Source organism: Pseudomonas putida, assembly GCF_022627325.1.
Lineage (GTDB): Bacteria > Pseudomonadota > Gammaproteobacteria > Pseudomonadales > Pseudomonadaceae > Aquipseudomonas > Aquipseudomonas putida_X.
The window spans coordinates 248,499-272,439 of the sequence record NZ_JAETZZ010000005.1; the positions used below are offsets into that span (position 1 = coordinate 248,499).

General features: G+C 60.8%; 26 protein-coding genes. 12 read left to right on the forward strand and 14 right to left on the reverse strand.

Annotation, left to right across the window (positions count from 1 at the left end):
• Positions 1-23: 23 nt before the first annotated feature.
• From flgF to JNA92_RS10480, 8 genes are all read right to left on the reverse strand, one after another.
• The gene (flgF, locus tag JNA92_RS10445; protein ID WP_042111635.1) at positions 24-764 is read right to left on the reverse strand and encodes a flagellar basal-body rod protein FlgF; all 741 of its coding nucleotides are present in this window, start codon (positions 762-764) and stop codon (positions 24-26) included.
• A 326-nt stretch (positions 765-1,090) separates the two neighbouring features.
• Complete coding sequence (locus tag JNA92_RS10450) at positions 1,091-1,276, reverse strand: hypothetical protein (RefSeq protein WP_241804602.1); 186 nt, start codon at positions 1,274-1,276, stop codon at positions 1,091-1,093.
• Positions 1,277-1,348: 72 nt separating this feature from the next.
• Positions 1,349-2,704 carry a flagellar hook protein FlgE gene (gene flgE, locus JNA92_RS10455; RefSeq protein ID WP_241804603.1) on the reverse strand — a complete coding sequence of 452 codons (1,356 nt, stop codon included), beginning with the start codon at positions 2,702-2,704 and terminating at the stop codon, positions 1,349-1,351.
• A 30-nt stretch (positions 2,705-2,734) separates the two neighbouring features.
• On the reverse strand, positions 2,735-3,442 hold the full coding sequence (gene flgD / locus JNA92_RS10460; protein WP_241804604.1) for a flagellar hook assembly protein FlgD: 708 nt from the start codon (positions 3,440-3,442) through the stop codon (positions 2,735-2,737).
• 15 nt (positions 3,443-3,457) lie between these two features.
• Entirely contained in the window at positions 3,458-3,901 is a 444-nt protein-coding gene (flgC, locus tag JNA92_RS10465) for a flagellar basal body rod protein FlgC (RefSeq protein ID WP_012315561.1), read from the reverse strand.
• A 2-nt stretch (positions 3,902-3,903) separates the two neighbouring features.
• A complete protein-coding gene (gene flgB / locus JNA92_RS10470; protein WP_012315562.1) occupies positions 3,904-4,314 on the reverse strand; it encodes a flagellar basal body rod protein FlgB in 411 nt (136 codons plus the stop codon).
• A gap of 338 nt (positions 4,315-4,652) precedes the next feature.
• Positions 4,653-5,480: a protein-glutamate O-methyltransferase CheR gene (gene cheR, locus JNA92_RS10475; RefSeq protein WP_012315563.1), complete on the reverse strand. Its 828-nt coding sequence runs from the start codon at positions 5,478-5,480 to the stop codon at positions 4,653-4,655.
• Between the two features lie 51 nt (positions 5,481-5,531).
• Positions 5,532-6,461, reverse strand: a complete 930-nt coding sequence (locus JNA92_RS10480; protein WP_241804605.1) for a chemotaxis protein CheV — start codon at positions 6,459-6,461, stop codon at positions 5,532-5,534.
• Between the two features lie 78 nt (positions 6,462-6,539).
• Between JNA92_RS10480 and flgA the strand changes: the two genes are divergently transcribed.
• From flgA to JNA92_RS10500, 4 genes are all read left to right on the forward strand, one after another.
• A complete protein-coding gene (gene flgA / locus JNA92_RS10485) occupies positions 6,540-7,292 on the forward strand; it encodes a flagellar basal body P-ring formation chaperone FlgA (RefSeq protein WP_241804606.1) in 753 nt (250 codons plus the stop codon).
• 151 nt (positions 7,293-7,443) lie between these two features.
• Positions 7,444-7,755, forward strand: coding sequence for a flagellar biosynthesis anti-sigma factor FlgM (gene flgM, locus JNA92_RS10490; protein ID WP_241804607.1), 312 nt, complete (start codon positions 7,444-7,446; stop codon positions 7,753-7,755).
• A 49-nt stretch (positions 7,756-7,804) separates the two neighbouring features.
• Positions 7,805-8,272, forward strand: a complete 468-nt coding sequence (locus JNA92_RS10495; RefSeq protein WP_241804608.1) for a flagella synthesis protein FlgN — start codon at positions 7,805-7,807, stop codon at positions 8,270-8,272.
• An 80-nt stretch (positions 8,273-8,352) separates the two neighbouring features.
• Positions 8,353-9,096 (forward strand): flagellar brake protein, encoded by a 744-nt coding sequence (locus JNA92_RS10500; protein WP_241804609.1) that lies wholly within the window; start codon positions 8,353-8,355, stop codon positions 9,094-9,096.
• 283 nt (positions 9,097-9,379) lie between these two features.
• Here the strand turns inward: JNA92_RS10500 and JNA92_RS10505 are convergent, their stop codons facing one another.
• From JNA92_RS10505 to bkdR, 3 genes are all read right to left on the reverse strand, one after another.
• Positions 9,380-10,711 (reverse strand): MFS transporter, encoded by a 1,332-nt coding sequence (locus JNA92_RS10505; RefSeq protein ID WP_241804610.1) that lies wholly within the window; start codon positions 10,709-10,711, stop codon positions 9,380-9,382.
• A 130-nt stretch (positions 10,712-10,841) separates the two neighbouring features.
• Positions 10,842-12,083 (reverse strand): glutamine synthetase family protein, encoded by a 1,242-nt coding sequence (locus tag JNA92_RS10510; protein WP_241804690.1) that lies wholly within the window; start codon positions 12,081-12,083, stop codon positions 10,842-10,844.
• A 199-nt stretch (positions 12,084-12,282) separates the two neighbouring features.
• A complete protein-coding gene (gene bkdR / locus JNA92_RS10515; RefSeq protein WP_012315571.1) occupies positions 12,283-12,768 on the reverse strand; it encodes a Bkd operon transcriptional regulator BkdR in 486 nt (161 codons plus the stop codon).
• A gap of 197 nt (positions 12,769-12,965) precedes the next feature.
• On the opposite strand from bkdR, the gene JNA92_RS10520 reads away from it, so the two are divergent.
• Genes JNA92_RS10520 through lpdA form a run of 4 tightly spaced genes read left to right on the forward strand, consistent with a single transcriptional unit; the run spans position 12,966 to position 17,912 of the window.
• Positions 12,966-14,198, forward strand: a complete 1,233-nt coding sequence (locus tag JNA92_RS10520; protein ID WP_241804611.1) for a 3-methyl-2-oxobutanoate dehydrogenase (2-methylpropanoyl-transferring) subunit alpha — start codon at positions 12,966-12,968, stop codon at positions 14,196-14,198.
• A gap of 1 nt (position 14,199) precedes the next feature.
• Entirely contained in the window at positions 14,200-15,258 is a 1,059-nt protein-coding gene (locus JNA92_RS10525; protein WP_012315573.1) for an alpha-ketoacid dehydrogenase subunit beta, read from the forward strand.
• Positions 15,259-16,530 (forward strand): dihydrolipoamide acetyltransferase family protein, encoded by a 1,272-nt coding sequence (locus JNA92_RS10530; RefSeq protein WP_241804612.1) that lies wholly within the window; start codon positions 15,259-15,261, stop codon positions 16,528-16,530.
• A gap of 2 nt (positions 16,531-16,532) precedes the next feature.
• Positions 16,533-17,912, forward strand: a complete 1,380-nt coding sequence (lpdA, locus tag JNA92_RS10535) for a dihydrolipoyl dehydrogenase (protein WP_241804613.1) — start codon at positions 16,533-16,535, stop codon at positions 17,910-17,912.
• A 104-nt stretch (positions 17,913-18,016) separates the two neighbouring features.
• Here lpdA and JNA92_RS10540 read toward each other — a convergent pair whose 3' ends face one another.
• From JNA92_RS10540 to JNA92_RS10550, 3 genes are all read right to left on the reverse strand, one after another.
• Positions 18,017-18,739, reverse strand: a complete 723-nt coding sequence (locus JNA92_RS10540; RefSeq protein WP_241804614.1) for a TylF/MycF/NovP-related O-methyltransferase — start codon at positions 18,737-18,739, stop codon at positions 18,017-18,019.
• The gene (locus JNA92_RS10545) at positions 18,736-19,602 is read right to left on the reverse strand and encodes a hypothetical protein (protein WP_241804615.1); all 867 of its coding nucleotides are present in this window, start codon (positions 19,600-19,602) and stop codon (positions 18,736-18,738) included. The genes JNA92_RS10540 and JNA92_RS10545 overlap by 4 nt, the downstream gene beginning before the upstream one ends.
• Positions 19,603-19,830: 228 nt before the next feature.
• Positions 19,831-20,676, reverse strand: coding sequence for a phytanoyl-CoA dioxygenase family protein (locus tag JNA92_RS10550; RefSeq protein WP_241804616.1), 846 nt, complete (start codon positions 20,674-20,676; stop codon positions 19,831-19,833).
• 116 nt (positions 20,677-20,792) lie between these two features.
• Between JNA92_RS10550 and JNA92_RS10555 the strand changes: the two genes are divergently transcribed.
• Genes JNA92_RS10555 through JNA92_RS10570 form a run of 4 tightly spaced genes read left to right on the forward strand, consistent with a single transcriptional unit; the run spans position 20,793 to position 23,939 of the window.
• Positions 20,793-21,449, forward strand: a complete 657-nt coding sequence (locus JNA92_RS10555; RefSeq protein WP_119687569.1) for an acetyltransferase — start codon at positions 20,793-20,795, stop codon at positions 21,447-21,449.
• Positions 21,450-21,456: 7 nt separating this feature from the next.
• Positions 21,457-22,380, forward strand: a complete 924-nt coding sequence (locus JNA92_RS10560) for a hypothetical protein (RefSeq protein ID WP_012315580.1) — start codon at positions 21,457-21,459, stop codon at positions 22,378-22,380.
• Positions 22,373-23,152: a class I SAM-dependent methyltransferase gene (locus tag JNA92_RS10565; RefSeq protein ID WP_241804617.1), complete on the forward strand. Its 780-nt coding sequence runs from the start codon at positions 22,373-22,375 to the stop codon at positions 23,150-23,152. Before JNA92_RS10560 ends, JNA92_RS10565 begins: the two co-directional genes overlap by 8 nt.
• Positions 23,153-23,159: 7 nt before the next feature.
• Entirely contained in the window at positions 23,160-23,939 is a 780-nt protein-coding gene (locus JNA92_RS10570) for a phytanoyl-CoA dioxygenase family protein (protein ID WP_241804618.1), read from the forward strand.
• Positions 23,940-23,941 lie beyond the last annotated feature (2 nt).

Below are 23,941 nucleotides of genomic sequence, written 5' to 3' on the forward strand. Positions count from 1 at the left end.
TTACGGCACCCGTTCAAGTGTGGTTAGCCGAGTTGCAAAACACGCGCCATGGCTTCATCGCCTTCCTTGGCCGCGTTCATCATCTTCACGTGCAGTTCGAATTGGCGAGACAGCGCCAGCACCGACGTCATTTCTTCGACGGCATTGACGTTGCTGCCTTCGAGGAAGCCAGATACGACCTTGACGTTGACATCGGCAGCTGCCGGCTGGCCGCTGGTGGTGTGGATCAACCCGTCCAGACCCTTGGTCAGGCCCTTGGTGTCCGGGTTGACCAGCTTGATCCGGTCGACCTCAGCCATCACCCGCGGGTCTTCACCCATGGAGCGGATGCTGATGGTGCCGTCAGCGCCGACTTCGACTTTCTGCTCTGGCGGAATGGCGATCGGCCCGCCGTTGCCGATCACCGGCATGCCATTACCGGCGCGCAGCACGCCGAGGGCATCGATGTTCAGGCTACCGGTACGTACGTAGGCTTCGCTGCCATCGGGGGCCTGCACGGCAATGAAGCCCTGCCCCGCCACCGCCACGTCCAGGTCACGCCCGGTCTCGACCATGGGCCCTTCACTGAAGTCGGTGGCCGGACGCTCGGTCATGGCAAACGCCCGCGACGGAAAGCTGTCACCGAACACCGGCATCGAGCGCGCCTGCTCCAGGTCACGCTGGAAACCATTGGTGGAAATGTTCGCCAGGTTGTTGGCGTGGGCCTTCTGCGCCAGCGCGTTCTGGCTGGCGCCGGTCATGGCCACGTAAAGCATCTTGTCCACAGTCATCCTCCGCTGCACTGGCGATCGTTTGCCGCTCGCCGTTGCTGTGCAGGCACTAAAGCAAGTTCCGAACCAACTTTTTGAAATGCTGAAAAAGCCCGTAAATACGGGCCTTGAAGGGCGCTACCGGGCAGGAGAACGCCGGTTATCCGGCGCGGGGTTGCCGGTAGCGGCAACGCAGGAGTGCGCACCGGCCCCATCGCCGGCAAGCCGGCCCACAAGGATCGCGTCAACTTCTGGATATTGGGTAAGACAGTTGCCCCCAATATCCGCAGCGCTGCCAAACCCTGTGGCCGGCTTGCCGGCGATGAGGCCGGCGCAGGCAATCACCGATCGCGGCAACCGCCATTGTTGTAGGGCCCGGCAAAACGCTTCCAGTCCTCCCCCGGCGACCACTGCGAGCACACCAGGCGCCCATCCACCTGGCTTTCCCAGCGCCACCAGGGCGCAGTACCCGCATGAGCCTGATACAGGCAGAACACGGCAAGCGCGGCGACAAGCCACTTTTTCATAAGCCCTCCCACAAAAACGACGAACCCCTTCATGGCAAAGGGGTTCGTCTTCACACAATCAACCCGCGACCATCAGGTCATCTGGATGATGGTCTGCATGATGGTGCTTTCGGTGGAGATGGTCTTGGCGTTCGCCTGGTAGTTGCTCTGCGCCTTGATCAGCTCGACCAACTCCTGGGTCAGGTTGACGTTCGAAGCCTCCAGCGCATTGGACTCGACGCTACCCAGAGTACCGGTCTTGGGCTCGTCGATGCCGGGAATGCCGGAAGAGAAGGTTTCGGTCCAGCGGGTGCCGCCGATCTGCTGCAAGCCCTGCTCGTTGGCGAAGCTGGCCAGCGCCACCTGGCCAATGGCGCGCGACTGCTGGTTGCTGAAGCTGGCGAACATCACGCCGGTGGAGTCGATGCTCAGGCTCGACAGGATACCGGTGGCGTAACCATCCTGGGACTGCGACATGCGCGCGGTCTCGGTGTTGTAGGACGTGGTGCTGTTCATCGACAGCTTCATGCCATCGGCGTTACCCGCAGCGCCATTGGACGCCCAGTTGCCTGCCGAATCCTCGACCGCTGGCACCCAACCGGTCATGGTGAAGGTGTTGTTGGTCACGGTGAACGAAGCACCCGCCGGATGGCCCGTGTTATCGGCAGTCATGCTGCTCACAGAACCATCGCTGCTGAAACTGATGGTGCCGGTCAGCGGCGTGGTGGAAGCAGGATCGAACGGGTTTCGACCGTCGACCAACGTGTACATGGTCCATTCGTTCGTACCGGTCTTGCGGTAGAACTGCTCCATGGTGTGCTCGTTACCCTGGCTGTCGTACACCTTGGTCGGGAACGACTTGGTGTAGGTCGTCTCGTCGGTAGGGTCGAACGGCAGATTAGGCACCATCGCACCCGTGCCATCATCAATTTCCAGTGGAATATCGGTGGCCGAGGAGTTCAGGTTGATGCCTTGGTCAATCAGCGAGGTGGCTTTTGGCTGCAGCGCCGAGGTGTCGATCTGCAGGTCAGTCAGCACACCCTTCTGGATCTTACCGTTCGCATCGGCCGCGTAGCCTTGCAGGCGCAGGCCGTCCGAGGTGACCACGAAGTTGTTCTTGTCGGCCTGGAACGCACCGGCACGGGTGTAGACGCGAGAACCGTTGTCGGACAGGACGAAGAAGCCCTGGCCCTGGATCCCCATGTCCAACACGTTGCCCGTGTTATTGACGTCACCCTGGGAGAACTGCTGCGAGATAGCCGCCAGACGCACGCCGTTGCCGACCTGATTCTTGCCCACACCCAGGCGATTGGCGCCGGCATAGACGTCGGCGAACTCGGCACGCGAGGATTTGAATCCAGTGGTGTTGACGTTGGCGATGTTGTTGCCGGTAACGTCCAGCTGTTTGTTGGCTGCGTACAGACCGCTAAGGCCGATATTGAAAGACATGAATTCGCTCCTGCGCCGCGCTGGCGGACCTTAGATACCGATGGTTTGTATGTCAGAGAGGGAGACCTTGCCGACGCCAGCAAGGTTGAGCACCATTTCGCCGGTGGCATTGAAGCTGACGCTGGTCACCTTGGCCGGCAGCAGCGTGCTCATTTGCACCGACTGGCCATCCACGGTGGTGCTGGCGGCGAAGGTATAAGTGCCCGGGTCGACCTTCTCGCCGCTGTCGTTGGTGCCGTCCCAGATGAAGTCGGCATAGCCGGCTTTCTGCTCGCCCAGCTCGATGGTCTTGACGGTGTTGCCGTCCTTGTCCTTGATCGTGATCTTCGCTTCACTGATTGCCTGCGGCACGACGAACTGTGCATTGAAGCTTTCAGTGGTATCGACCACCGCCTTGTCGTTCTGTACCACCACCGAACGGCCGACCAGCGACGAGGCCTGCAGGGCCTGGGACGAAGCCATGGCATTGGTGATGCTGCTGACCGACTCGTTCAGGGAGGTGATGCCTTCCAGGCTGCTGAACTGCGCCAGCTGGGCCACGAACTCACCGTTCTCCTGCGGATCCAGCGGGTTCTGGTGCTGCATCTGGGTAACCAGCAACTGCAGGAACGCGTCCTTGCCAAGCGTATCGGTACCGGTCTTGGACACGGTATCGGTGGTTTTCTTGGTGGTACCACCGACGCCCGACGCTGTCAGGACATCATTGAGGTTCACACCGCTGGTGCTATCGACTGCCATGGTCCGGATTCCTTATCACTGACCCAGGGTCAGCACTTTCTGCATCATGTTCTTGGCGGTGTTCATCAGCTCGGCGTTGGTCTGGAACGCGCGGCTGGCGGAGATCATGTCAGCCATCTCCTCGACCACATTGACGTTCGGGTAGTAGACGTAACCGTCCTTGTTCGCCGCCGGATGGTTGGGCTCGTAGCGTGCTTCGAGGTTGCTCTGGTCTTCGATGATGCCCTTGACCTGCACTCCCTGCCCTGCCTCGCCCTGGTCTTCGAACAGCGACTGGCTGCCGCCGGCCTGCGCATTCTGGAAGGTGGTGGCGAACACCGGGTGCCGCGCGCGGTAGGTCTGATCGATACTCGACGAAACCGTCTCGGCGTTGGCAATGTTGGAAGCAACGGTGTTGAGGCGGGTGTTCTGCGCGCTCATGCCGCTACCGGCAATGTTGAAGACACTGGACAGGGACATGGTCATTCTCCTCGCAGGGCAGAAACCAGCCCTTTGAATTTACTGTTGAGCAGGGTGAAGCTGGCCTGGAAGCCAATGGCGTTTTCCGTGTAGTTCGATTGCTCGATCTGGGCGTCCACGGTGTTCTGGTCGATCGACGGCTGCGTCGGCGTGCGGTACTGCAGCGTGTCGTCAGCCATTGCCAGGCCTTCGGCCTCGATGTGACGGCTGTTGGTTCGGTCCATGGCAAAGCGGCCACCGCTCTGCTGCTTCTGGCTTTCGGCGGCGAGCACCGAAGAGAAGTCCATGTCACGCGCCTTGTAATTGGGCGTGTCAGCGTTGGCGATGTTGTTGGCCAGCACTTCGGCGCGCTGGGCGCGGAAGCCCAGTGCCTTTTCATGGATGCCAAGCGCCTTGTCGAAACTGATGCTCATGTCGGGGAAACCTTCGAAGGTTGACCGGAATATCGTTGGCCAAGCTATAGCAAGGGCTGTGCCAATGTTCGGAAAGGCCAGAAACACTGGGCTGGGGCGGGGATGGCTGATGGCGCGATGCCAGAAAAGCGGCAAAAGGCTTCCGCCTGAACAACGCAAAGCGGCAATTGCCGGGCGGCAAAAGCGGCAAAACAAAAAATTGACGTCAACAGGCGGGGGTGGCGCCGGGGGGGGGGCAACATGCTGCTTGGAACATCAGCCTTTTGAGCGCGAGCGCCGCGCGGGCGGCGTTCGCGCTCAGGCCTGCCCGAAACAGACCGGCAGGCGCTCGCAGCCGATCACTTGGCCTGGTAAATGATCCCGGGGCTGCACTGCACCATCTGGTAGTGGTCCGGCAACCCATTGAGCGCCTCGGACGCCCCCAGGAAGAGGTATCCACCTGGCTTCAAGGTGCTATGAATACGCAGCAGGATGTCTTTCTTCACCTGAGCCGAGAAATAGATCAACACATTCCGGCAGAACACGATGTCGAACTTGCCCAACGCCGCGTAGCTGTCGAGCAGGTTGAACGAGCGGAACTCGACACGGCTGCGAATCGCCGGCTTGACCGCCCAGCGCCCCGGCCCCTTGGTGTCGAAATAGCGCTGCAGGCGCTCCTGGGACAAGCCGCGGGCGATCGCCAGGCTGTCGTATTCACCGGTCTTGCAGTTGTTGAGCATCGACCCGGACAGGTCGGTGGCAACGATCTGCGCGCCCATCTTCAACTGGCCCAGGTTGCTGCGCTCGAACTCATCGATGGCCATCGAAATGGAGTACGGCTCCTGGCCCGACGAGCAGGCCGCCGACCACATGCGCAGGCGCTGGCCGGGGTTGTTCTTGATGAACTCGGGAATGACCTTGTTCTTCAGCACTTCGAATGGGTAGGTATCGCGAAACCACAAGGTTTCGTTGGTGGTCATCGCATCCACCACCTGCTCGCGCAGCCCCCCACGCGGCTGAGCCTGGATGCGCTGCACCAGTTCGCCCAGGCTCTTGATGCCCTGCTGCTCCATCAGCTTGTTGAGACGGCTGGAGACCAGGTACTGCTTGTTCTCACCCAGCAGGATGCCACAGGCTTTCTCCAGGAATACCCGGAACTGTTCGAAATCCAAATTACCCGTAGACACTACTGCGGCCTCTTTTCAATCACAGGTACCGGGAGTCGCCTCCCGGCTACTTCAATGCGTTGCCTTGATCCGGTCGACCACGCGCTGGGCCAGGTCGTCCGGCCTGAACTTGGCCAGGAAGTCATCGGCACCGACCTTCTTGACCATCGCCTGGTTGAACACCCCGGACAGCGAAGTATGCAGGCAGATATGCAGCTTTTGCATGCGCGGGTCACTGCGGATCTCGGCGGTCAGCGTATAACCGTCCATCTCCGGCATCTCGATGTCCGAAATCATCATCAGGAACTCTTCTTCCGGCCGCTTGCCCTCCTCCACCAGTTTGCGCAGGTAGTCCAAGGCCTGGCGCCCATCATTGAGCGCCACCACCTCGACACCGACCGTCTGCAGGCAGCGGCTGACCTGCTTGCGCGCCACCGACGAATCGTCAACGGTCAGCACACGCAGCAGCACGGCCTTGTCCTGGGTGTCGGCATCGACCACACCGGCTGACACCGACTCGGACGACGGCGCCACCTCGGCCAGTACCTTTTCCACGTCGATGATTTCAACCATGCGGTTGTCCACCCGGGTAACCGCAGTCAGGTAATGGTCGCGGCCGGTGCCCTTGGGTGGCGGGTGGATTTCTTCCCAGTTCATGTTGACGATGCGCTCGACCGAGTGCACCAGAAAACCTTGGGTCTTGGTGTTGTACTCGGTGATGATCACGAAGCTGTTGCGAGTCTCTTCCTGCAGCCCGGGCAAGCCGGTGGCCATCGACAGGTCGAGAATCGGAATGGTCGCCCCACGAATGTTGGCCACACCACGCACCACTGGGTGGGACTTGGGCAGCACGGTCAGCTCAGGGCATTGCAGCACCTCGCGGACCTTGAACACATTGATGCCGTAAAGCTGCGCGCCATTGAGGCGGAACAGCAGCAATTCCAGGCGATTCTGCCCAACCAGCTGTGTGCGCTGGTTGACTGAATCCATAACCCCCGCCATGCCTGACTCCTTTTTCTTTCTGCCATATCGTAGCCACTCCTACAGCGAGTCGGCACGGGCTTTGCTTTTTTGAGCGTCATGTACACGAAAACGACAATTTTCCGACGACTGACGCACCTGCTGAGCGGCTCGCTGGCTGCACTGTGCCTGCTGGCACCCGGCGCTCGAACGCTGGCGGACGCGGTTACCTTGCCTGAACAGCTTATCGGTGTCACCCAAGGGTTTCTTGAATTCACCGTAGAGGATTACCTGGCCACGACGCAGACACCGGGCCGCTACGAAATACAGGTCAACTCGCTCGACCCGCGCCTGCGCATGCCGCTGTGCAGCCAGCAACTGGACGCTTCGCTGGAAAGCCCGGCGCAGCCATTGGGGCGTGTCACGGTACGTGTACGCTGCGACGGCGCCGCGCCGTGGACCGTCTTCGTGCCGGCAACGGTGCGGCTGTTCCGCGATGTGGTGGTGGTTACCCGCCCGCTGAAGCGCCAGAATATCGTGGGTGAAGGTGACGTGGCCCTGCGCGAACGTGACGTTGGCACCCTCACCCAAGGCTTTCTCACCGACCTTGATCAGGTGGTTGGCATGAAGATGCTGCGCCCGACGGTGATCGACCAGGTTTTGACCCCACAGCACCTGGAGCAGGCCGAGGTGGTACGCAAGGGCGACCATGTGGTGATCATCGCCCGCAGCGGCAGCCTGGCCGTACGCATGCCCGGCGAGGCCCTCAGCAAAGGCGGCCAGGGCGAACAGATCCGGGTGCGCAACCTGAATTCGCAGAGGGTAGTGAAGGCCCGGGTCACGGCCCCCGGCCAGGTGGAGGTCGCCATGTAGATTGGGCTGGCAGTGTATTACCGCTTTTTCTAAACTGTATCAGGAACGGGTTCGCGGGCTTGCCGAGAGGCGGCTGAGCATTTATGCCTAAAGTTTCTTTCGCAATGGCCGAAAACATGGCAAGCGTCCAAATACCCAGGGGTTTCTGATCATGGTCATCGACTTCAGTCGTTTGAATAACTCTCCGTCCATCACGGGCGGCGTTCGCGGCAATGCCGCGCCCGGCAACGCCGACAAGTCCGGCGAAACCACCGCGCCGAATAGCGCAAGCGCCAGCGGAGAAGCGGTACACCTCAGCCAAGAGGCCCAGCAGTTGCAAAAGGTCAGCGACAAGCTGCGCGACCAGCCCGTTGTCGACAATGCCCGCGTGGCACAGTTGAAACAGGCGATCGCAGATGGCAGCTACCAGGTCGATGCCGGCCGGGTCGCCAGCAAACTGCTCGATTTCGAAGCCCAGCGCTGACCGTTCGGCGCGCTGACTTCACGGACGCTTGAAAAGCCAAGAGTTAGCCATGCACGACATCACATTGCTGCAACTGATCGAAGACGACATCGCCCCCACCCAGGAGCTGCTCGACCTGCTTCAGCAGGAGGCAGTCGCCCTGCACGGGCGCGATATGGCACCGCTGGAGGGCATCCTGGCCCGCAAGCAATCGCTGATCGTTCTGCTCGAGCAGCAAGGCATCCGCCGCCACAACCTGCTCACCAGCCTCGGCCTCAGCGCCGACCGCGCCGGGGTGCAGGCCGTTGCTGCACAGTCGCCAAACGGTGAAGTGATCATGCAACAACTCAGAGCGCTGACCGAATTGATGGAAACCTGCCAAAAGGTCAACGAAACCAATGGCCGGATCGTCCAGGTACAGCAGCACGTCACCGCCAACCAGATCAGAATCCTCATGGGCGGCGATTCTCCGTCGCTCTACGACAGCCGTGGCGCCACGTCGCCACTGGCCAAGCCTCGGGCGCTCAGCCAAGTGTGATTAGTTCTATCAAGGCACGGAACATACTGGCAAAATGCCTTTACTTGCGTGTGTCGTTTTTGCCTGGAGATTGATAACCCGTGTTCAATGAAACCGATGCTCCGCAGCCGCCAAAGGTGCTGAACACTCCTTTGGAGATTGCGGCCAACCTGCGCCAGTTGCTGGAGAGCCATGATCCTTTGATCATCACCTTCCATGAGCGCAGCCAGCGTTTCCAGAGCTACGTGGTTCATGTGGACCGTGACAGCAATACTTTGGCGCTGGACGAGATGATCCCGCGCGATGGCGAAAAATTCATCGAGAACGGCGAGCCGTTCCGCGTTGAAGGGTTCCACGACGGCGTACGCATTGCCTGGGAGTGCAACCACGAACTGAGGATCACCGAGGTCGATGGCCATCGCTCCTACCGCGGTGCCTTGCCGGACGAGGTGACCTACCACCAGCGGCGCAATGCATTTCGCGCTGCGCTGAAGCTGTCGCAGCTGGTCGATGTGATTCTCGATGGCACCCATCTCAAGGGTAATGGTGCCTTGCGCGGCAAGTTGCTCGACATCTCCGCCACTGGCTGCAAGCTGCGGTTCGACGGCAACGTCGAGGCGCGTCTGCAACTGGGCCAGGTTTACGAGCGCTTCAAAGCCAGCAACCCGCTGGGCCTGGTGGACATGATGGTCGAATTGCGCCACCTGCATTACGAAGAGCGGATCAACACCACCTTTGCCGGCGTACGCTTCCATAACCTCAATGGCCAGGCGCAACGCAAGATAGAGAGCTTCGTGTACCAGTTGCAGCGCGAAGCGCGGCGGTTCGATAAAGACGATTATTGATCGTCTGCTTAGAACGCCCCCCTGAAGGCTGATGCCAGTCTTTTGAACGATCAGGGCCGCTTTGCGGCCCATCGCCGGCAAGCCGGCTCCCACCGGGATCTGGCTGCACCCCAGATGTTGGACACCCATCCATCCAATGTCTTGGGCAGCCCCGTATGGTGAAGCCTACGCCGCACCGGTGGGAGCTGGCTTGCCAGCGATGGGCTGCATAGCAGCCCTGATGAAGCGTACTCACTGGCATTGACCTGAGAATGGCTATTCGTTTGCCTACCCTGGGCCCGCCTCAAACCGGCTTGCTGACCTCGCCCGGATCAGCCGGCTCGGCCTTTTCTTCAGCCTCGGTATCCTCAGCCGCCACAGGCGCCTGCATTACCTCCTGCACGGTCTGTTCATCCACCCGCGGGTCGAGCGCCGCCGACAATGGCGAGCCCGCCGCCGGCATGGCCACGTGACCCAACGGCGCGTCCTGTACCTGGTGCAACCCGGTGACCGCCTTCGGCCGAATCCGCCACACCAGCACCAGGGCGAAGAACACGAAGAAGGCATACAGCATCTGCGCGCCCAGCACCTTCATCAGCACCCCCGCCGCCAGCGGCCCGATGCACGCCCCCACGCCGTAGGTGACCAGCAGCATGGCAGTCAACGAGACACGCCGCTCGCTTTCCACGTGGTCGTTGGAAAATGCCACAGCCAGCGGATAAAGGCAAAACTGCAGCAGCGAAATCAGAAAGCCGATGCCGAACAGCAACTCCAACGGCACATTGGGCAGAAGCGCCAGCGGCGCCGCCGCCAGCGCCAGCCCCACAGCCACGCTGCGGATCAGCACGGCCCGGTCATAGCGGTCGGACAACCAGCCCAACGGCCACTGCACCAACAACCCGGCAAAGATGCAGCTGCCCATGAACAAGCCGATCTGCTCGGTGGAAAGCCCCTGGCTGGACGCATACAGCGGCGCCAGGCCGTAAAAAGAGCCGACGATCAACCCCGAACCCAGCACCGTGCTCAGCGACTGCGGCACGCGCTTGATGAAGAATTTCGGCTCCATGGGTGCCGGGCGCAGCGGCGCCGGGTGAATGCGCCGGGTCATCGCCACCGGCACCAGGCACAGGGCGAAGCACATCGCGACCAGCATCAACAGTTCAGGGCCAAGTTCGGGATGCACCACCAGAATCAGCTGACCGAGCACCAGCCCCAGGTAAGAGGCGATCATGTACGCGCCAAACACAGCGCCGCGGTGCTTGGCGTCAGCCTGCTCGTTCAGCCAGCTCTCAATGACCATGTACTGGCACATCATGCCCAGGCCAACGAGCATCCGCAGCCCGACCCAGACTGGCAGCCAGTTGGTCATGCCATGGCCCAGCACCGCCGCACAGACGATGCCGGCGCAGGTGGTATAGGCCCGGATGTGCCCTACCCGGCCGATCAGTCGGTGGCCAACCTTGCCGCCGACAGCCAGGCCGAAATAGTTGGCCGCCATCAACGCACCGACCCACAGGCTGTCGACATTGTCGGCCGCCAGGCGCAAAGCCAGGTAAGTACTGAGCAGACCCGAGCCGATAAGCATCATCAAGGCAGCGAAATACAACGACTGAAACGGCTTCCAGATGTTTCGCATACGTCCCGTAGGGCTCCCTGGTCAGGTGGCGTTGGCTTGCTGGCAAGCATAAAAGCAAATCAGCCGCGGCGCAGTCCCCTGCCTGCGAAATAGCAGAACAGGGGCGCATGCAGTAGCGTTCGTGTCGCGATCAGGCTTGTGCCGCCAACACGCGCCGCTCCCACGGCGTGATCTCGTTGTAGAAATCAGTCAACTCGAGCGTCTTGCTGGCAGCGTAACCTTCGATGAACTCAGCCCCGAACAGTTCCCGGGCCAAGGCGCTGCGCTTGAGACGTTCCAGCGCCGCGTGCAGCGTGCAGGGCAGGCTCAGGTGCTCAGGGACCTGGAACTCACCCTGGATGGCCGGTGCAGGCGCCAGGCGCTGCTCGATGCCGTGCAGGCCAGCTGCCAGGCTGGCGGCAATGGCCAGGTAGGGGTTTGCATCCGCGCCCGGCAGGCGGTTCTCGACGCGCCGCGCCGCGGGGCCGCTGGCCGGAATACGCAGCCCGGCAGCGCGGTTGTCATGCGACCAGCAGGCATTGTTCGGCGACGCATAGGGATGGCACAGGCGCTGGTACGAGTTGACATTGGGCGCGAACAGCGCAGTGAAATCGGCCATGCACGCCTGCAGGCCGCCAATGAAATGATGGAAGGTCTCGCTCGGCTGCCCCTGGTCATCGCTGAACACGTTCCGCCCCGTGGCGACCTCTACCAGGCTCTGGTGAATATGCATCGAGCTGCCCGGCGTATGCGCCAGGGGCTTGGCCATGCACACCACCGTCAGGCCATGCTTGAGCGCGACTTCCTTGAGCAAGTGCTTGAACAGGAACGTCTGGTCGGCCAGCAACAAGGGGTCGCCATGCAGCAGATTGATTTCGAACTGGCTGACGCCCATTTCATGCATGAAGGTGTCGCGCGGCAGGCCAAGCGCCGCCATGCACCGATAAACCTCCTGAAAGAACGGCCGCAGGCCGTTGTTGGAACTGACACTGAATGCCGAGTGGCCGAGCTCGCGGCGGCCATCCCTGCCCAACGGCGGCAAAAATGGCTGTACAGGGTCACTGTTGGGCGCAAAGACGAAGAACTCCAGCTCGGTTGCAACGACCGGCGCCAGGCCCAAAGCGGCGTAGCGGGCGATCACCGCTTTGAGCAGCCCGCGGGTGGACAGCCCTGACGGCCGGCCATCGAGCTCATTTGCATCGCAGATCGCCAGCGCCAGGCCCTCCTCGCTCCAGGGCAAGCGGTGGATCTGCGCAGGCTCCGCCACCAGGGCCAGATCGCCATCGTCGCTGCCGTAGTATTTCGCTGGCGGGTAGCCCCCCATGATGCATTGCAACAAGACGCCACGTGCCATTTGCAGGCGCCTGCCTTCGAGGAAGCCTTCGGCAGTCATGACCTTGCCACGAGGGACACCGTTAAGGTCGGGAGTGACACATTCGATCTGGTCGATGCCCTGGAGGTGCTCGGCGAGCGAGCGCGGGGCTGCGGTGGTCATGACGCTTGTCCTTGTTGTTATGGGCTGGCAACAACATAGGCTGGGGGTGTTTAAAATATCAAGCACCTGCATCCGCAACGATGCAGTTCTTGCCCCCTCACTCGCGCAGGGTCATGCCATTGGACGGCAATGGCAGCGCCGTTTTATACCGCACCTGCTTCAAGGCAAAACTCGAGCGTATGTTCGCTACCCCCGGGAGTCGCGTCAGGTAATCGAGAAACCGCTCCAGCGCCTGGATGCTCGGCAACAGCACCCGCAGCAAATAGTCGGGGTCGCCAGTCATCAGGTAGCACTCCATCACCTCCGGGCGCTCGGCGATTTCTTCCTCGAAGCGGTGCAGCGCTTGCTCTACCTGCTTCTCCAGGCTGACATGGATGAACACATTGACATCCAGCCCCAGCACCTCTGGCGACAGCAGGGTCACCTGCTGACGGATCACACCCAGCTCTTCCATGGCCTTGACCCGGTTGAAGCAAGGCGTGGGCGACAGGTTCACCGACCGCGCCAGTTCTGCGTTGGTGATGCGGGCGTTGTCCTGAAGGCTGTTGAGAATGCCGATATCGGTACGATCGAGTTTGCGCATGAGACAAATTCACCGGTTTTTTGTGTTTATGCAGAATGTTTATCTGGGCCGCTCGCTAAAGGCAATCAACTTGAGAGAAAAATTCTCCCGGGGTGTCACTACTATGTAATTGACGCTGACCTGCCAGTCACAAGCCGGTAGTCAGCGGCGGCCGCTTCAAAGCTCACAAAAACAACATCCGAGCGAGCGTAAAAAGCATGAACGAGTACGCCCCCCTGCGTTTGCATGTGCCCGAGCCTACCGGCCGGCCAGGCTGCCAGACCGATTTTTCCTACCTGCGCCTGAACGACGCGGGTCAAGTCCGTAAACCGCCCATCGATGTCGATGCTGCCGACACTGCCGACCTGTCCAACAGCCTGGTCCGCGTGCTCGACGAGCATGGCGATGCTCTTGGCCCATGGGCCGAAGACATCGATCCACAGCTGCTGCGCCAAGGCATGCGCGCCATGCTCAAGACGCGGATTTTCGACAGCCGCATGGTGCTTGCCCAGCGCCAGAAGAAGATGTCCTTCTACATGCAGAGCCTGGGCGAAGAAGCCATCGGCAGCGCCCAGGCGCTGGCGCTGAACCGCACCGACATGTGCTTCCCCACCTACCGCCAGCAAAGCATCCTGATGGCCCGCGACGTGTCGCTGGTGGAAATGATCTGCCAGCTGTTGTCCAACGAGCGCGACCCGCTAAAAGGCCGCCAGCTACCGATCATGTATTCGGTACGCGAAGCCGGCTTTTTCACCATCAGCGGTAACCTGGCGACGCAGTTCGTGCAGGCGGTCGGCTGGGCCATGGCCTCGGCGATCAAGGGCGATACCAAGATAGCCTCGGCCTGGATCGGCGACGGCGCCACGGCCGAGTCCGACTTCCACACCGCGCTGACCTTCGCCCACGTATACCGCGCCCCGGTGATCCTCAACGTGGTCAACAACCAGTGGGCGATCTCCACCTTCCAGGCCATCGCCGGCGGCGAATCGACCACCTTCGCCGGCCGTGGCGTGGGTTGCGGTATCGCGTCTCTGCGGGTGGACGGCAACGATTTCGTCGCTGTCTATGCCGCCTCGCGCTGGGCCGCCGAACGCGCCCGCCGTGGCCTGGGCCCGTGCCTGATCGAGTGGGTCACCTACCGCGCAGGCCCCCACTCCACTTCCGACGACCCGTCCAAATACCGCCCTGCCGACGACTGGAGCCACTTCCCGCTGGGCGACCCGATCGCCCGCCTGAAGCAGCACCTGATCAAGATCGGCCACTGGTCCGAGGAAGAACACCAGGCCGTCACCGCAGAGTTCGAAGCGGCCGTCATCGCCGCGCAAAAGGAAGCCGAACAATACGGCACCCTGGCCAACGGCCACATCCCGAGTGCAGCCTCGATGTTCGAGGACGTGTACAAGGAAATGCCCGACCACCTGCGCCGTCAGCGCCAGGAACTGGGGGTTTGAGATGAACGACCACAACAACAGCATCAAACCGGAAACCGCCATGGCCACCACTACCATGACCATGATCCAGGCCCTGCGCTCGGCCATGGATGTCATGCTTGAGCGCGACGACAACGTGGTGATCTACGGCCAGGACGTGGGCTACTTCGGCGGCGTGTTCCGCTGCACCGAGGGCCTGCAGACCAAGTACGGCAAATCGCGCGTGTTCGACGCACCGATCTCAGAGAGCGGTATCGTCGGCACCGCCGTGGGCATGGGTGCCTATGGCCTGCGGCCTGTGGTGGAAATCCAGTTCGCCGACTATTTCTATCCTGCCTCCGACCAGATCGTTTCGGAAATGGCGCGCCTGCGCTACCGCTCGGCCGGCGAATTCATCTCGCCACTGACCCTGCGCATGCCCTGCGGTGGCGGCATCTACGGTGGCCAGACCCACAGCCAGAGCCCCGAAGCGATGTTCACTCAGGTGTGCGGTCTGCGCACGGTGATGCCCTCTAACCCGTACGATGCCAAAGGCCTGCTGATCGCCTCGATCGAATGCGATGACCCGGTGATCTTCCTCGAGCCCAAGCGCCTGTACAACGGCCCGTTCGACGGCCATCACGACCGCCCGGTGACCCCGTGGTCCAAGCACCCGCAAAGTGCCGTGCCGGACGGTTACTACACCGTGCCGCTGGACAAAGCGGCCATCACTCGCCCAGGCAACGACGTCACCGTATTGACCTACGGCACCACGGTCTACGTGGCCCAGGTGGCCGCCGAGGAAACCGGTGTGGATGCTGAAGTGATCGACCTGCGCAGCCTCTGGCCGCTGGACCTGGACACCATCGTCGCGTCGGTGAAGAAGACCGGCCGCTGCGTGGTCGTGCATGAAGCCACACGGACCTGCGGTTTCGGCGCCGAACTGGTAGCGCTGGTGCAGGAGCATTGCTTCCATCACCTCGAAGCGCCCATCGAGCGCGTCACCGGCTGGGACACGCCCTACCCTCACGCACAGGAGTGGGCTTATTTCCCAGGCCCTTCTCGTGTTGGTGCGGCATTGAAACGGGTCATGGAGGTCTGAATGGGCACGCACGTCATCAAGATGCCGGACATTGGCGAAGGCATCGCGCAAGTCGAGCTGGTCGAATGGTTCGTCAAGGTCGGCGATGTGATCGCCGAAGACCAGGTGGTCGCCGATGTCATGACTGACAAGGCCACCGTGGAAATCCCTTCGCCGGTCAGTGGCAAGGTGCTGGCCCTGGGTGGCCAGCCGGGTGAAGTGATGGCGGTCGGCAGCGAGCTGATCCGCATCGAAGTGGAAGGCAGCGGCAACCACGTGGATGTGCCGCCGGCCAAGCCGGTCGAGCCGCAGGCCGCACCGGTCGCCGCCAAGCCGGAACCCCGTGTCGACGCACAACCGGTTGCCTGCCCGGCCACCACGTCGCACAGTGCCGCCCCTATCGTGCCGCGCCAGGCCGACGAAAAGCCGCTGGCCTCCCCCGCTGTGCGCAAGCGCGCCCTGGATGCTGGTATCGAATTGCGTTACGTGCATGGCAGCGGCCCCGCCGGGCGCATCCTGCACGAAGACCTCGATGCCTTCATCAGCAAACCGCAGAGCCCTGCCGGCCAGGCACCTGGCGGTTATGCCAAGCGCACCGACAGCGAGCAGGTGCAAGTGATCGGCCTGCGCCGCAAGATCGCCCAGCGCATGCAGGATGCCAAGCGCCGCGTGGCGCACTTCAGTTATGTCGAGGAAATCGACGTCACGGCGCTGGAAGCCCTGCGCCAGCAACTCAACAGCAAGTACGGCGACAGCCGCGGCAAGCTGACCCTGTTGCCGTTCCTGGTGCGCGCCCTGGTCGTGGCATTGCGCGATTTCCCGCAGATCAACGCGACCTACAACGACGAAGCCCAGGTCATCACCCGCCATGGCGCGGTGCATGTGGGGATCGCCACGCAGGGTGACAACGGGCTGGTGGTACCGGTGCTGCGCCACGCCGAGGCGGGTAGCCTGTGGGGCAACGCCAGCGAGATTTCCCGCTTGGCGAGCGCCGCACGCAACAACAAGGCCAGCCGCGAGGAACTGTCCGGCTCCACCATCACCCTGACCAGCCTCGGCGCCCTGGGTGGCATCGTCAGCACACCGGTGGTCAACACACCGGAAGTGGCGATCGTCGGGGTCAACCGTATCGTCGAGCGGCCGATGGTGATCGATGGCCAGATCGTTATTCGCAAGATGATGAACCTGTCCAGCTCGTTCGACCACCGTGTGGTCGATGGCATGGATGCCGCGCTGTTCATCCAGGCTGTACGTGGCCTGCTTGAACAACCCGCCTGCCTGTTCGTGGAGTGAGCATGCAACAGACTATCGACACCACCCTGCTGATCATCGGCGGCGGCCCTGGCGGCTACGTGGCCGCCATCCGCGCGGGGCAACTGGGCATCCCCACCGTGCTGGTGGAAGGCCAGGCGCTGGGCGGCACCTGCCTGAACATCGGCTGCATCCCGTCCAAGGCACTGATCCATGTGGCCGAGCAGTTCCATCAGACATCCCGCTACACCGAGCCGTCCGAACTTGGCATCAGCGTCTCCACGCCACGCCTGGACATCGGCCGCAGCGTGGCCTGGAAGGACGGCATCGTTGACCGACTGACCACTGGCGTCGCTGCACTCCTGAAAAAACACGGGGTCAAAGTCATCCATGGCTGGGCGAAGATCCTCGACGGCAAGCACGTCGACGTCGATGGCCAGCGCATCCAGTGCGAGCACCTGCTGCTGGCCACCGGCTCGAACAGCGTCGAACTGCCCATGCTGCCGCTGGGCGGGCCGATCATCTCTTCGACCGAGGCCCTGGCCCCCGAAACCCTACCTCAGCACCTGGTGGTGGTTGGCGGCGGCTATATCGGCCTGGAGCTGGGTATCGCCTACCGCAAACTGGGCGCGCAGGTGAGCGTGGTGGAGGCGCGTGAGCGCATCCTGCCGACCTATGACAGCGAGCTGACCGCGCCGGTAGCCGAATCATTGAAGAAGCTGGGTATCACTGTGTACCTTGGGCACAGCGTCGAAGGTTACGACAGCGGTTGCTTGCTGGCCCGCGATGCTCAAGGTGCACAGCTGCGCCTGGAGGCCGACCGGGTGCTGGTGGCCGTTGGCCGCCGCCCGCGCACGCACGGCTTCAATCTGGAAAGCCTCGAACTGAAGATGAACGGTGCGGCCATCGCCATCGACGAACGCTGCCAAACCAGCATGCGCAACGTCTGGGCCATCGGTGACGTGGCCGGCGAACCGATGCTGGCACACCGCGCAATGGCGCAAGGTGAAATGGTCGCGGAAATCATTGCCGGCAAGGCACGACGGTTCGAACCCTGCGCAATTGCAGCAGTGTGTTTTACAGACCCGGAAGTCGTTGTGGTCGGCAAGACCCCGGAACAGGCCAGCCAGCAAGGGCTGGACTGCATCGTCGCGCAGTTCCCCTTCGCCGCCAATGGCCGCGCCATGAGCCTGGAGTCGAAAACCGGCTTCGTGCGCGTGGTGGCGCGGCGTGACAATCACGTGATCCTGGGTTGGCAGGCGGTTGGCGTGGCGGTTTCAGAGCTGTCCACAGCGTTTGCCCAGTCATTGGAAATGGGCGCGCGGCTGGAGGATATCGCGGGCACTATCCACGCTCACCCGACCCTGGGCGAAGCGGTGCAGGAAGCGGCATTGCGCGCGCTGGGCCACGCCCTGCACATCTGACACTGAAGCGGCTGCGGCCGATTTGGCCCGCAGCGCCCTCGGCGCTGCGGGCTTTTTTTCATTCGGCGATGCTGCATTGGCCTGCAGACATGCCGATGATCAGTTCAAACGCGGAAGTAGCCCACCGACGAATCGAACGGCAGGCGCTTGAGTTCGATCTTGTTCAGATCCAACACGTCACGCAGCGCGGCAGTTTCGCCAGGGAAGTTGCGGTAGGCGACTTCGTCCAGCACCACGATCGCGCCTTTAGGCATGTAAGGCAGGAATGTCTCCAGCGCCACCTTGGTGGACGAATACAGGTCCGTGTCGAGGATCAGCATGGCCACTACCAGATCGGGGCGGGTTTTCACAAAGGCAGGCACGGTTTCCAGAATGTCGCCCTTGACGATCTCGCAGCGCGGGATCCGATTGACCGGGCGAATCAGATCGTTGGCCTCGATCATGTCCTGAATCAGGGTCTCGTCGGTGTCGGAGAACATGCTTTCATTGATGTCGGCTGGATCCTGCTCGGCATCGATGCTGGCAAAGCCGCCGAAGGTATCGAAACCGATGATCGAACGGTTGATCGCATAGGGTTCCAGAATCATCGATAGCTGCATGTACAGCATCAACGAGTTGCCTTTGTATACGCCGCACTCGACGATAGCGCCCGGAATGTCTTGCACCATCTTGAACAGTTCGATGCGCGAAAGCGCAGCGGTCACGGTGATACGGTTGGCAAACACGAACGGCGCATCAGCCACGTATTGGGCATCGACACGGCTCAGCACGCTGGCGCGCTTTTCGTTGTACTCGACCTCGGCAGCAGTCAGACGACGCTTGGTCATGGGTTAACTCCCTGGAATTGCGAAAAGTCGCTGGCATTGAAAAAGTCTTTGAAGCCGGCCTCTGCATCCGAACAACCGTTGTCGACGTTCGGTGCACCGCGCTTATGCAGCAGGTCTTGCAGGTGGATCAGGCGAAAGTCCACGCTGAACCGTACCTTGTCGGTGAAGTTGGCTACGGTGCCGTGCAGATGGGCACCAGAGAAAATCAGCATTTCACCACTGTTGGCAGCCACACGCAGTTCGCCGCTGGTATCGATGTCTTCCAGCGGCACCGGGTGTACCCGGGTTTCTTCGGTGATGTTCTGCGAAGCCTTGTGCCGTTGCACATGGATCCAGTCATTGAGGCTCCAATCGGCGGAGCTGTTGCGCACCGGCCGCTCGAAATAGGCCGGGTTGATCATCATGGTCTGTTCGGGCTCGATGCTGTACACCGGCATCCAGGTATTCACCTGGCTTTCCACACTGCCGTACCAGGTATCGCGGTGGGGCTTGTATGCGTAGCTCACACCTGCATGCAGGTACTCGTAGTTGGGCACTACACGCACACGAGGCACGTCGAAGATATAGTCCTTGGGATCGGCCCCGATCTCGCGAATGAAATCGCGGATCAACGCCTTGGCCTGCGGACCATTGGTAAACTGCCGCTTGAGTGCAGTGACACGCTCTACGAAGGTCTCCACCGGCATCATTTTGTGCAGCGACTGGTGGTCGGTTTCGCCATCAAAGGCGGCGGTAATACTCTGCCGGGCCAATGCACACAGCTCATGTGCATTGCCAAGGGCGGTTTCCAGGAAGATATCACCCCTGAACAGCGAGCCCCGGTAGTCCGGCTTGTTCTTCACCTGATTGACATAAAAATTCATACTTGTCCCTTCAGGACCTCATTGAGACCAATGTCCACCACGAACTACGTGCTCTGGCAGCGGTGCATGGATTGAAGCGGACGCAAGGCGACGCATCCAGCCGCTGAGGGCGGGAACTCCAACCATGGCGATACAGGTGTATTACCTGTATCCAGTGCTTCAGTGATCGGCATGCCGGCAGGAAACTTTAAGCGCGCGTGACGCCGATGCTGGCCAAATATCGGCTAATTAGTGGCCTTCAATGGCATACACAGCGCGCACCTGTTCCACGCTCGGAAAGTGCTCGGTAATCAACCCGCGCTGCATTGTCTTGTGCTGGGTGAACGGATACTCGCGCTCGATGAACGTCGGCTCACTGGCATTTTCATAACGCCCACTGACGGAAATCCGCAAGCGCTCATCCCCTTCACGAGAAGACCGATGAATGGTGAAGTTCGACATCAAGCAAACGCCACCCTTGCCGACACAGACAGGAACGAAGTCATCTTCCTTGAAGTGCTTTTCGTCGACCCTCAACACATGCTGTTCCTGGTCGCCGCTAAGCAGGCCCAGCAAATGACTGCCGGGCATCACCTCCATGGTGAACAACTGCGGGTCGATGTCCATGAACGGGATCCAGGTGGTGATGGTATCCAGGCTGCCCTGGACTGAAGTCCAGTCCTGGTGCACGTCGAACCCCTGATAACCTCCCGGGATAAGCAATTTTTTCGACATCAGATGCAACACAGGCGTGGTCTGGAACAACGGGGTTACAACGCCCAGGTCCGCAGCCGCGTCGCGCAGGCGCTCGGAGGTCATCAACCGGTAGACGCCGTACAGCTTGGAGCACATGCGCAGCGTCGCCAGATAGAGAGGAACGCTCTCCCCCAGCAGTGCGGCCATGTTCAGGTGCAGGGCTTCAAGGGTAGGGCCACCAGCGACAGGTAGAGCCCTGCGGTCCAACTGTTGGGCAAATGCCAGATTGAAGTGGGCAAGGGTTTCATCGAGATGAAGCGGGTCGAAAATGCCTTCGGCAACCAGGTAACCCTGCTCGCGATAAAAGCGGATTTGATTTCGATCAAGAATCTTTCCCATCGGCCCGGTGCCCTTTTTAGTTACGCAAGCGGAGGTGCTATCGTGGCCAGCAGTATACACAGCGTACGCTCAGCTCCGGTTGACCTGACTCATCCTCGAACACCCTGGATACCCTGATGCCAAAAGTTGTCATTTTCGGAGTGCTGGACACCGCCCAACTGGCGCACTACTACCTGAAAAAAGACCCTGCAGTGGACGTGGTCGGCTTTACCGTGCACGAACGCTACCTGCCAGAATCGAGAATGTTCGAAGGGCTGCCGGTGGTGCCCTTCGAAACCCTGCAGGACTATTTCCCAAGCACCGACTACAAGCTGTTTGCGCCCATGACCGGGCGCAAGATGAACCGCCTGCGTGAGTCGGTGTACATTCAGGGCAAGGAAAAGGGCTACGACTTCATTAGCTATGTCAGCCCCAATGCCACGGTGAACGACAACGTCATCGGTGAAAACTGCTTCATTCTCGAAGACAACACACTGCAACCTTTCACCACCATCGGCAACAATGTGGTGATGTGGAGCGGCAACCACATCGGCCACCATGGCGAGATCCGCGACCATGTGTTCTTTGCTTCCCATGTGGTCCTCTCCGGGCATTGCCTGGTTGAGCCCTACGCCTGGTTCGGCGTCAACGCGACCATCACCAACAATTGCACCATCGGCGCAGGTACCTGCGTTGCCATGGGTGCGCTGATTTCAAAAGACACTCAACCCTGGCAGCTCTACATCGGCGCACCCGCGCGCGCGGTAAAGAGCAGTCAGGAACTGGATTTTTAGGTAGAGCATGGCCTGGAAAAAACTCGGTAGAACTTTCGACCCCGATAAAGACTGGGTCGGCTCCCACGCCCAAGTGCCCACCGCGCTGGTGCTGGACGATGTGATTCGGGTATTCATCTCCACCCGCAACAGCGCAGGCAAAAGCCTGTGCTACGCGGTAGACCTGGACAAGCAGGACCCGCGCACCGTCGTTGCCCGCCACCGGGAACCTTGCCTGGGTTTCGGCGCTCCCGGCACCTTCGATGACGAAGGCGTGATGCCCAGCTACGCCCTGAAGAAAGATGGCCGTACCTACCTGTACTACAGCGGGTGGAACCAGCGCCTGACCGTGCCCTACCACAATGCCATGGGCGTCGCGGTTTCTGACGACGACGGGCTGCACTTCGAAAAACTGTTCGAAGGCCCGATCATGGATCGCACTGCCACCGAGCCCTACCTGGCCGTGACGCCCACCGTGCTGTTCGACCAAGGCCTGTGGAAGATGTGGTACGTGTCCGGTACACGCTGGCTGGAGGTGGACGGCAAATACGAGCCATTGTACGTGATCAAGTACGCCGAATCCAAAGACGGATTCGAGTTCACCCGCTTCGCGCCGCAATGCCTTGAATCGCGCTTTGAGACCGAAGCCTTTTCCCGCCCCTGCGTCATCAAGGAAAACGGGATTTTCAAGATGTGGTACTGCTCACGCGCATCGCAGGACTACCGCAACGGCGCCGGCTCGTACCGTATCCGCTACGCAGAGTCGCCCGACGGCAGAACCTGGACCCGCCATGATGATGCGGGTATCGCACCGTCAGCCGAAGGCTGGGACTCGCTGATGACCTGCTACCCGTTCATCTTCCAGAGCGGCGAGCGCACCTACATGCTGTACAACGGCAACCGTTTCGGGACCAGCGGCTTCGGCCTGGCCCAGTGGAGTGATGATGAATAACGAACAGCTTCAAAACGAAGTCTACAAACTCGAATCCACTGCATCGGATTTGCAGTACGCCTTTCGTGACAAGTTGCGCGACATGTACCTGAACAGCCCGCTCTCTGACGACGACGTGCTTTTCAATATCGGCCTGTATACCCGCAGCTCAGTATTGGTGAAGTTCATCGTCTTGAGCGACCTGTACAAACGCTTCAAGCATATCCCGGGGATGATCTGCGAGTTTGGCACCTGGTACGGCCACAACCTGGTGCTGCTGGAAAACCTGAGGGCCATGTACGAACCGTTCAACAAACAGCGGCAGATCGTCGGTTTCGACACCTTTGAAGGCTATTGCGCGCCGGGTGAAAAAGACTGCAAGGAGAGCGGTGTGTGGGTTGAGAACTCCTACTCCACCAAAGCCAGCTACAAGGATTACCTGAGCGAACTGTTGCAGGTGCACGAAGGCAACAACGTGCTGGGACACAAGCGCGGAGTACATCAACTGGTTGCGGGGGACGTCTGTCAGACCGCGCCCGAATTCTTCAAGAACAACGGCTCGGCCATCGTCGCTTTCGCCTACTTCGACATGGGTCTGTACGAGCCAACCCTGGCAGCGCTCAAGGCGGTCAAGCCCCATCTGGTTTCCGGCAGCATGCTATTGATGGATGAGCTGACATGGGCTCAAGCACCAGGCGAAGCGCTGGCCTTCAAAGAAGTCTTCACCCCTGCTGAATACACCTTGGAGAAGTGCGAGCTGTACCCCTCCAAATGCATCGTCACGATCAGGTGAAGCGCCTATGATTTCTTCCGAGGTATTCGACCAGCGCATGGCGGAACAAGGCTGGGTGATCTTTGAGAAGGCCATCCCGATCACTATCGTCGAGCAGATGCGTAAAGACATCCACGAGGCCTATGCAATCTGCCGCCACTACCAGATAAAAAACGGCATCGATCAGGACACCAGTTACACCGTGCACCACCTGATCGGCCAGTTTGGCAGTTTTCTCGACTGTCTGAAGGCCTACCCTATCTATGCCTTCATCGAGCGCTATTTCGGCGGGCAGTTCATCCTTAACTCGTATGGCGGCGCCATCAACACCCGCGACAGCCAATCTTACGCCCAGCGCGTTCACCGTGATATCCGTTCGTTTTCCGGTGACATGCCGTTGCTACTGAACACGCTGGTGATGCTCGACGACTTCACCGCCGCCAATGGCGCGACCTGGATGCTCTCCGGTTCGCACAAGGCCGAAGCCAAGCCGACGGACGACTATTTCATGGCCCACGCCGAACAGGCGATCGCACCGGCCGGCAGCATCCTCATGTTCAACTCCAATGTCTGGCATGCGGGGGGCAGCAACGTTACCGATCAGGTGCGCCGCTCGGTGACGCCAATGTTTTCCAAGCCGTTCATCAAGCAGCAATTCGACTACCCGCGGGCCCTGGGCTATGACCTGGGGCCAAACCTCGACCCATTGATGCGCCAGGTCATCGGCTACAACGCGCGGGTACCCGCATCGCTGGACGAGTGGTATCAGCCACCGGCCAGGCGCATGTATCACTCCAACCAGGGTTAACC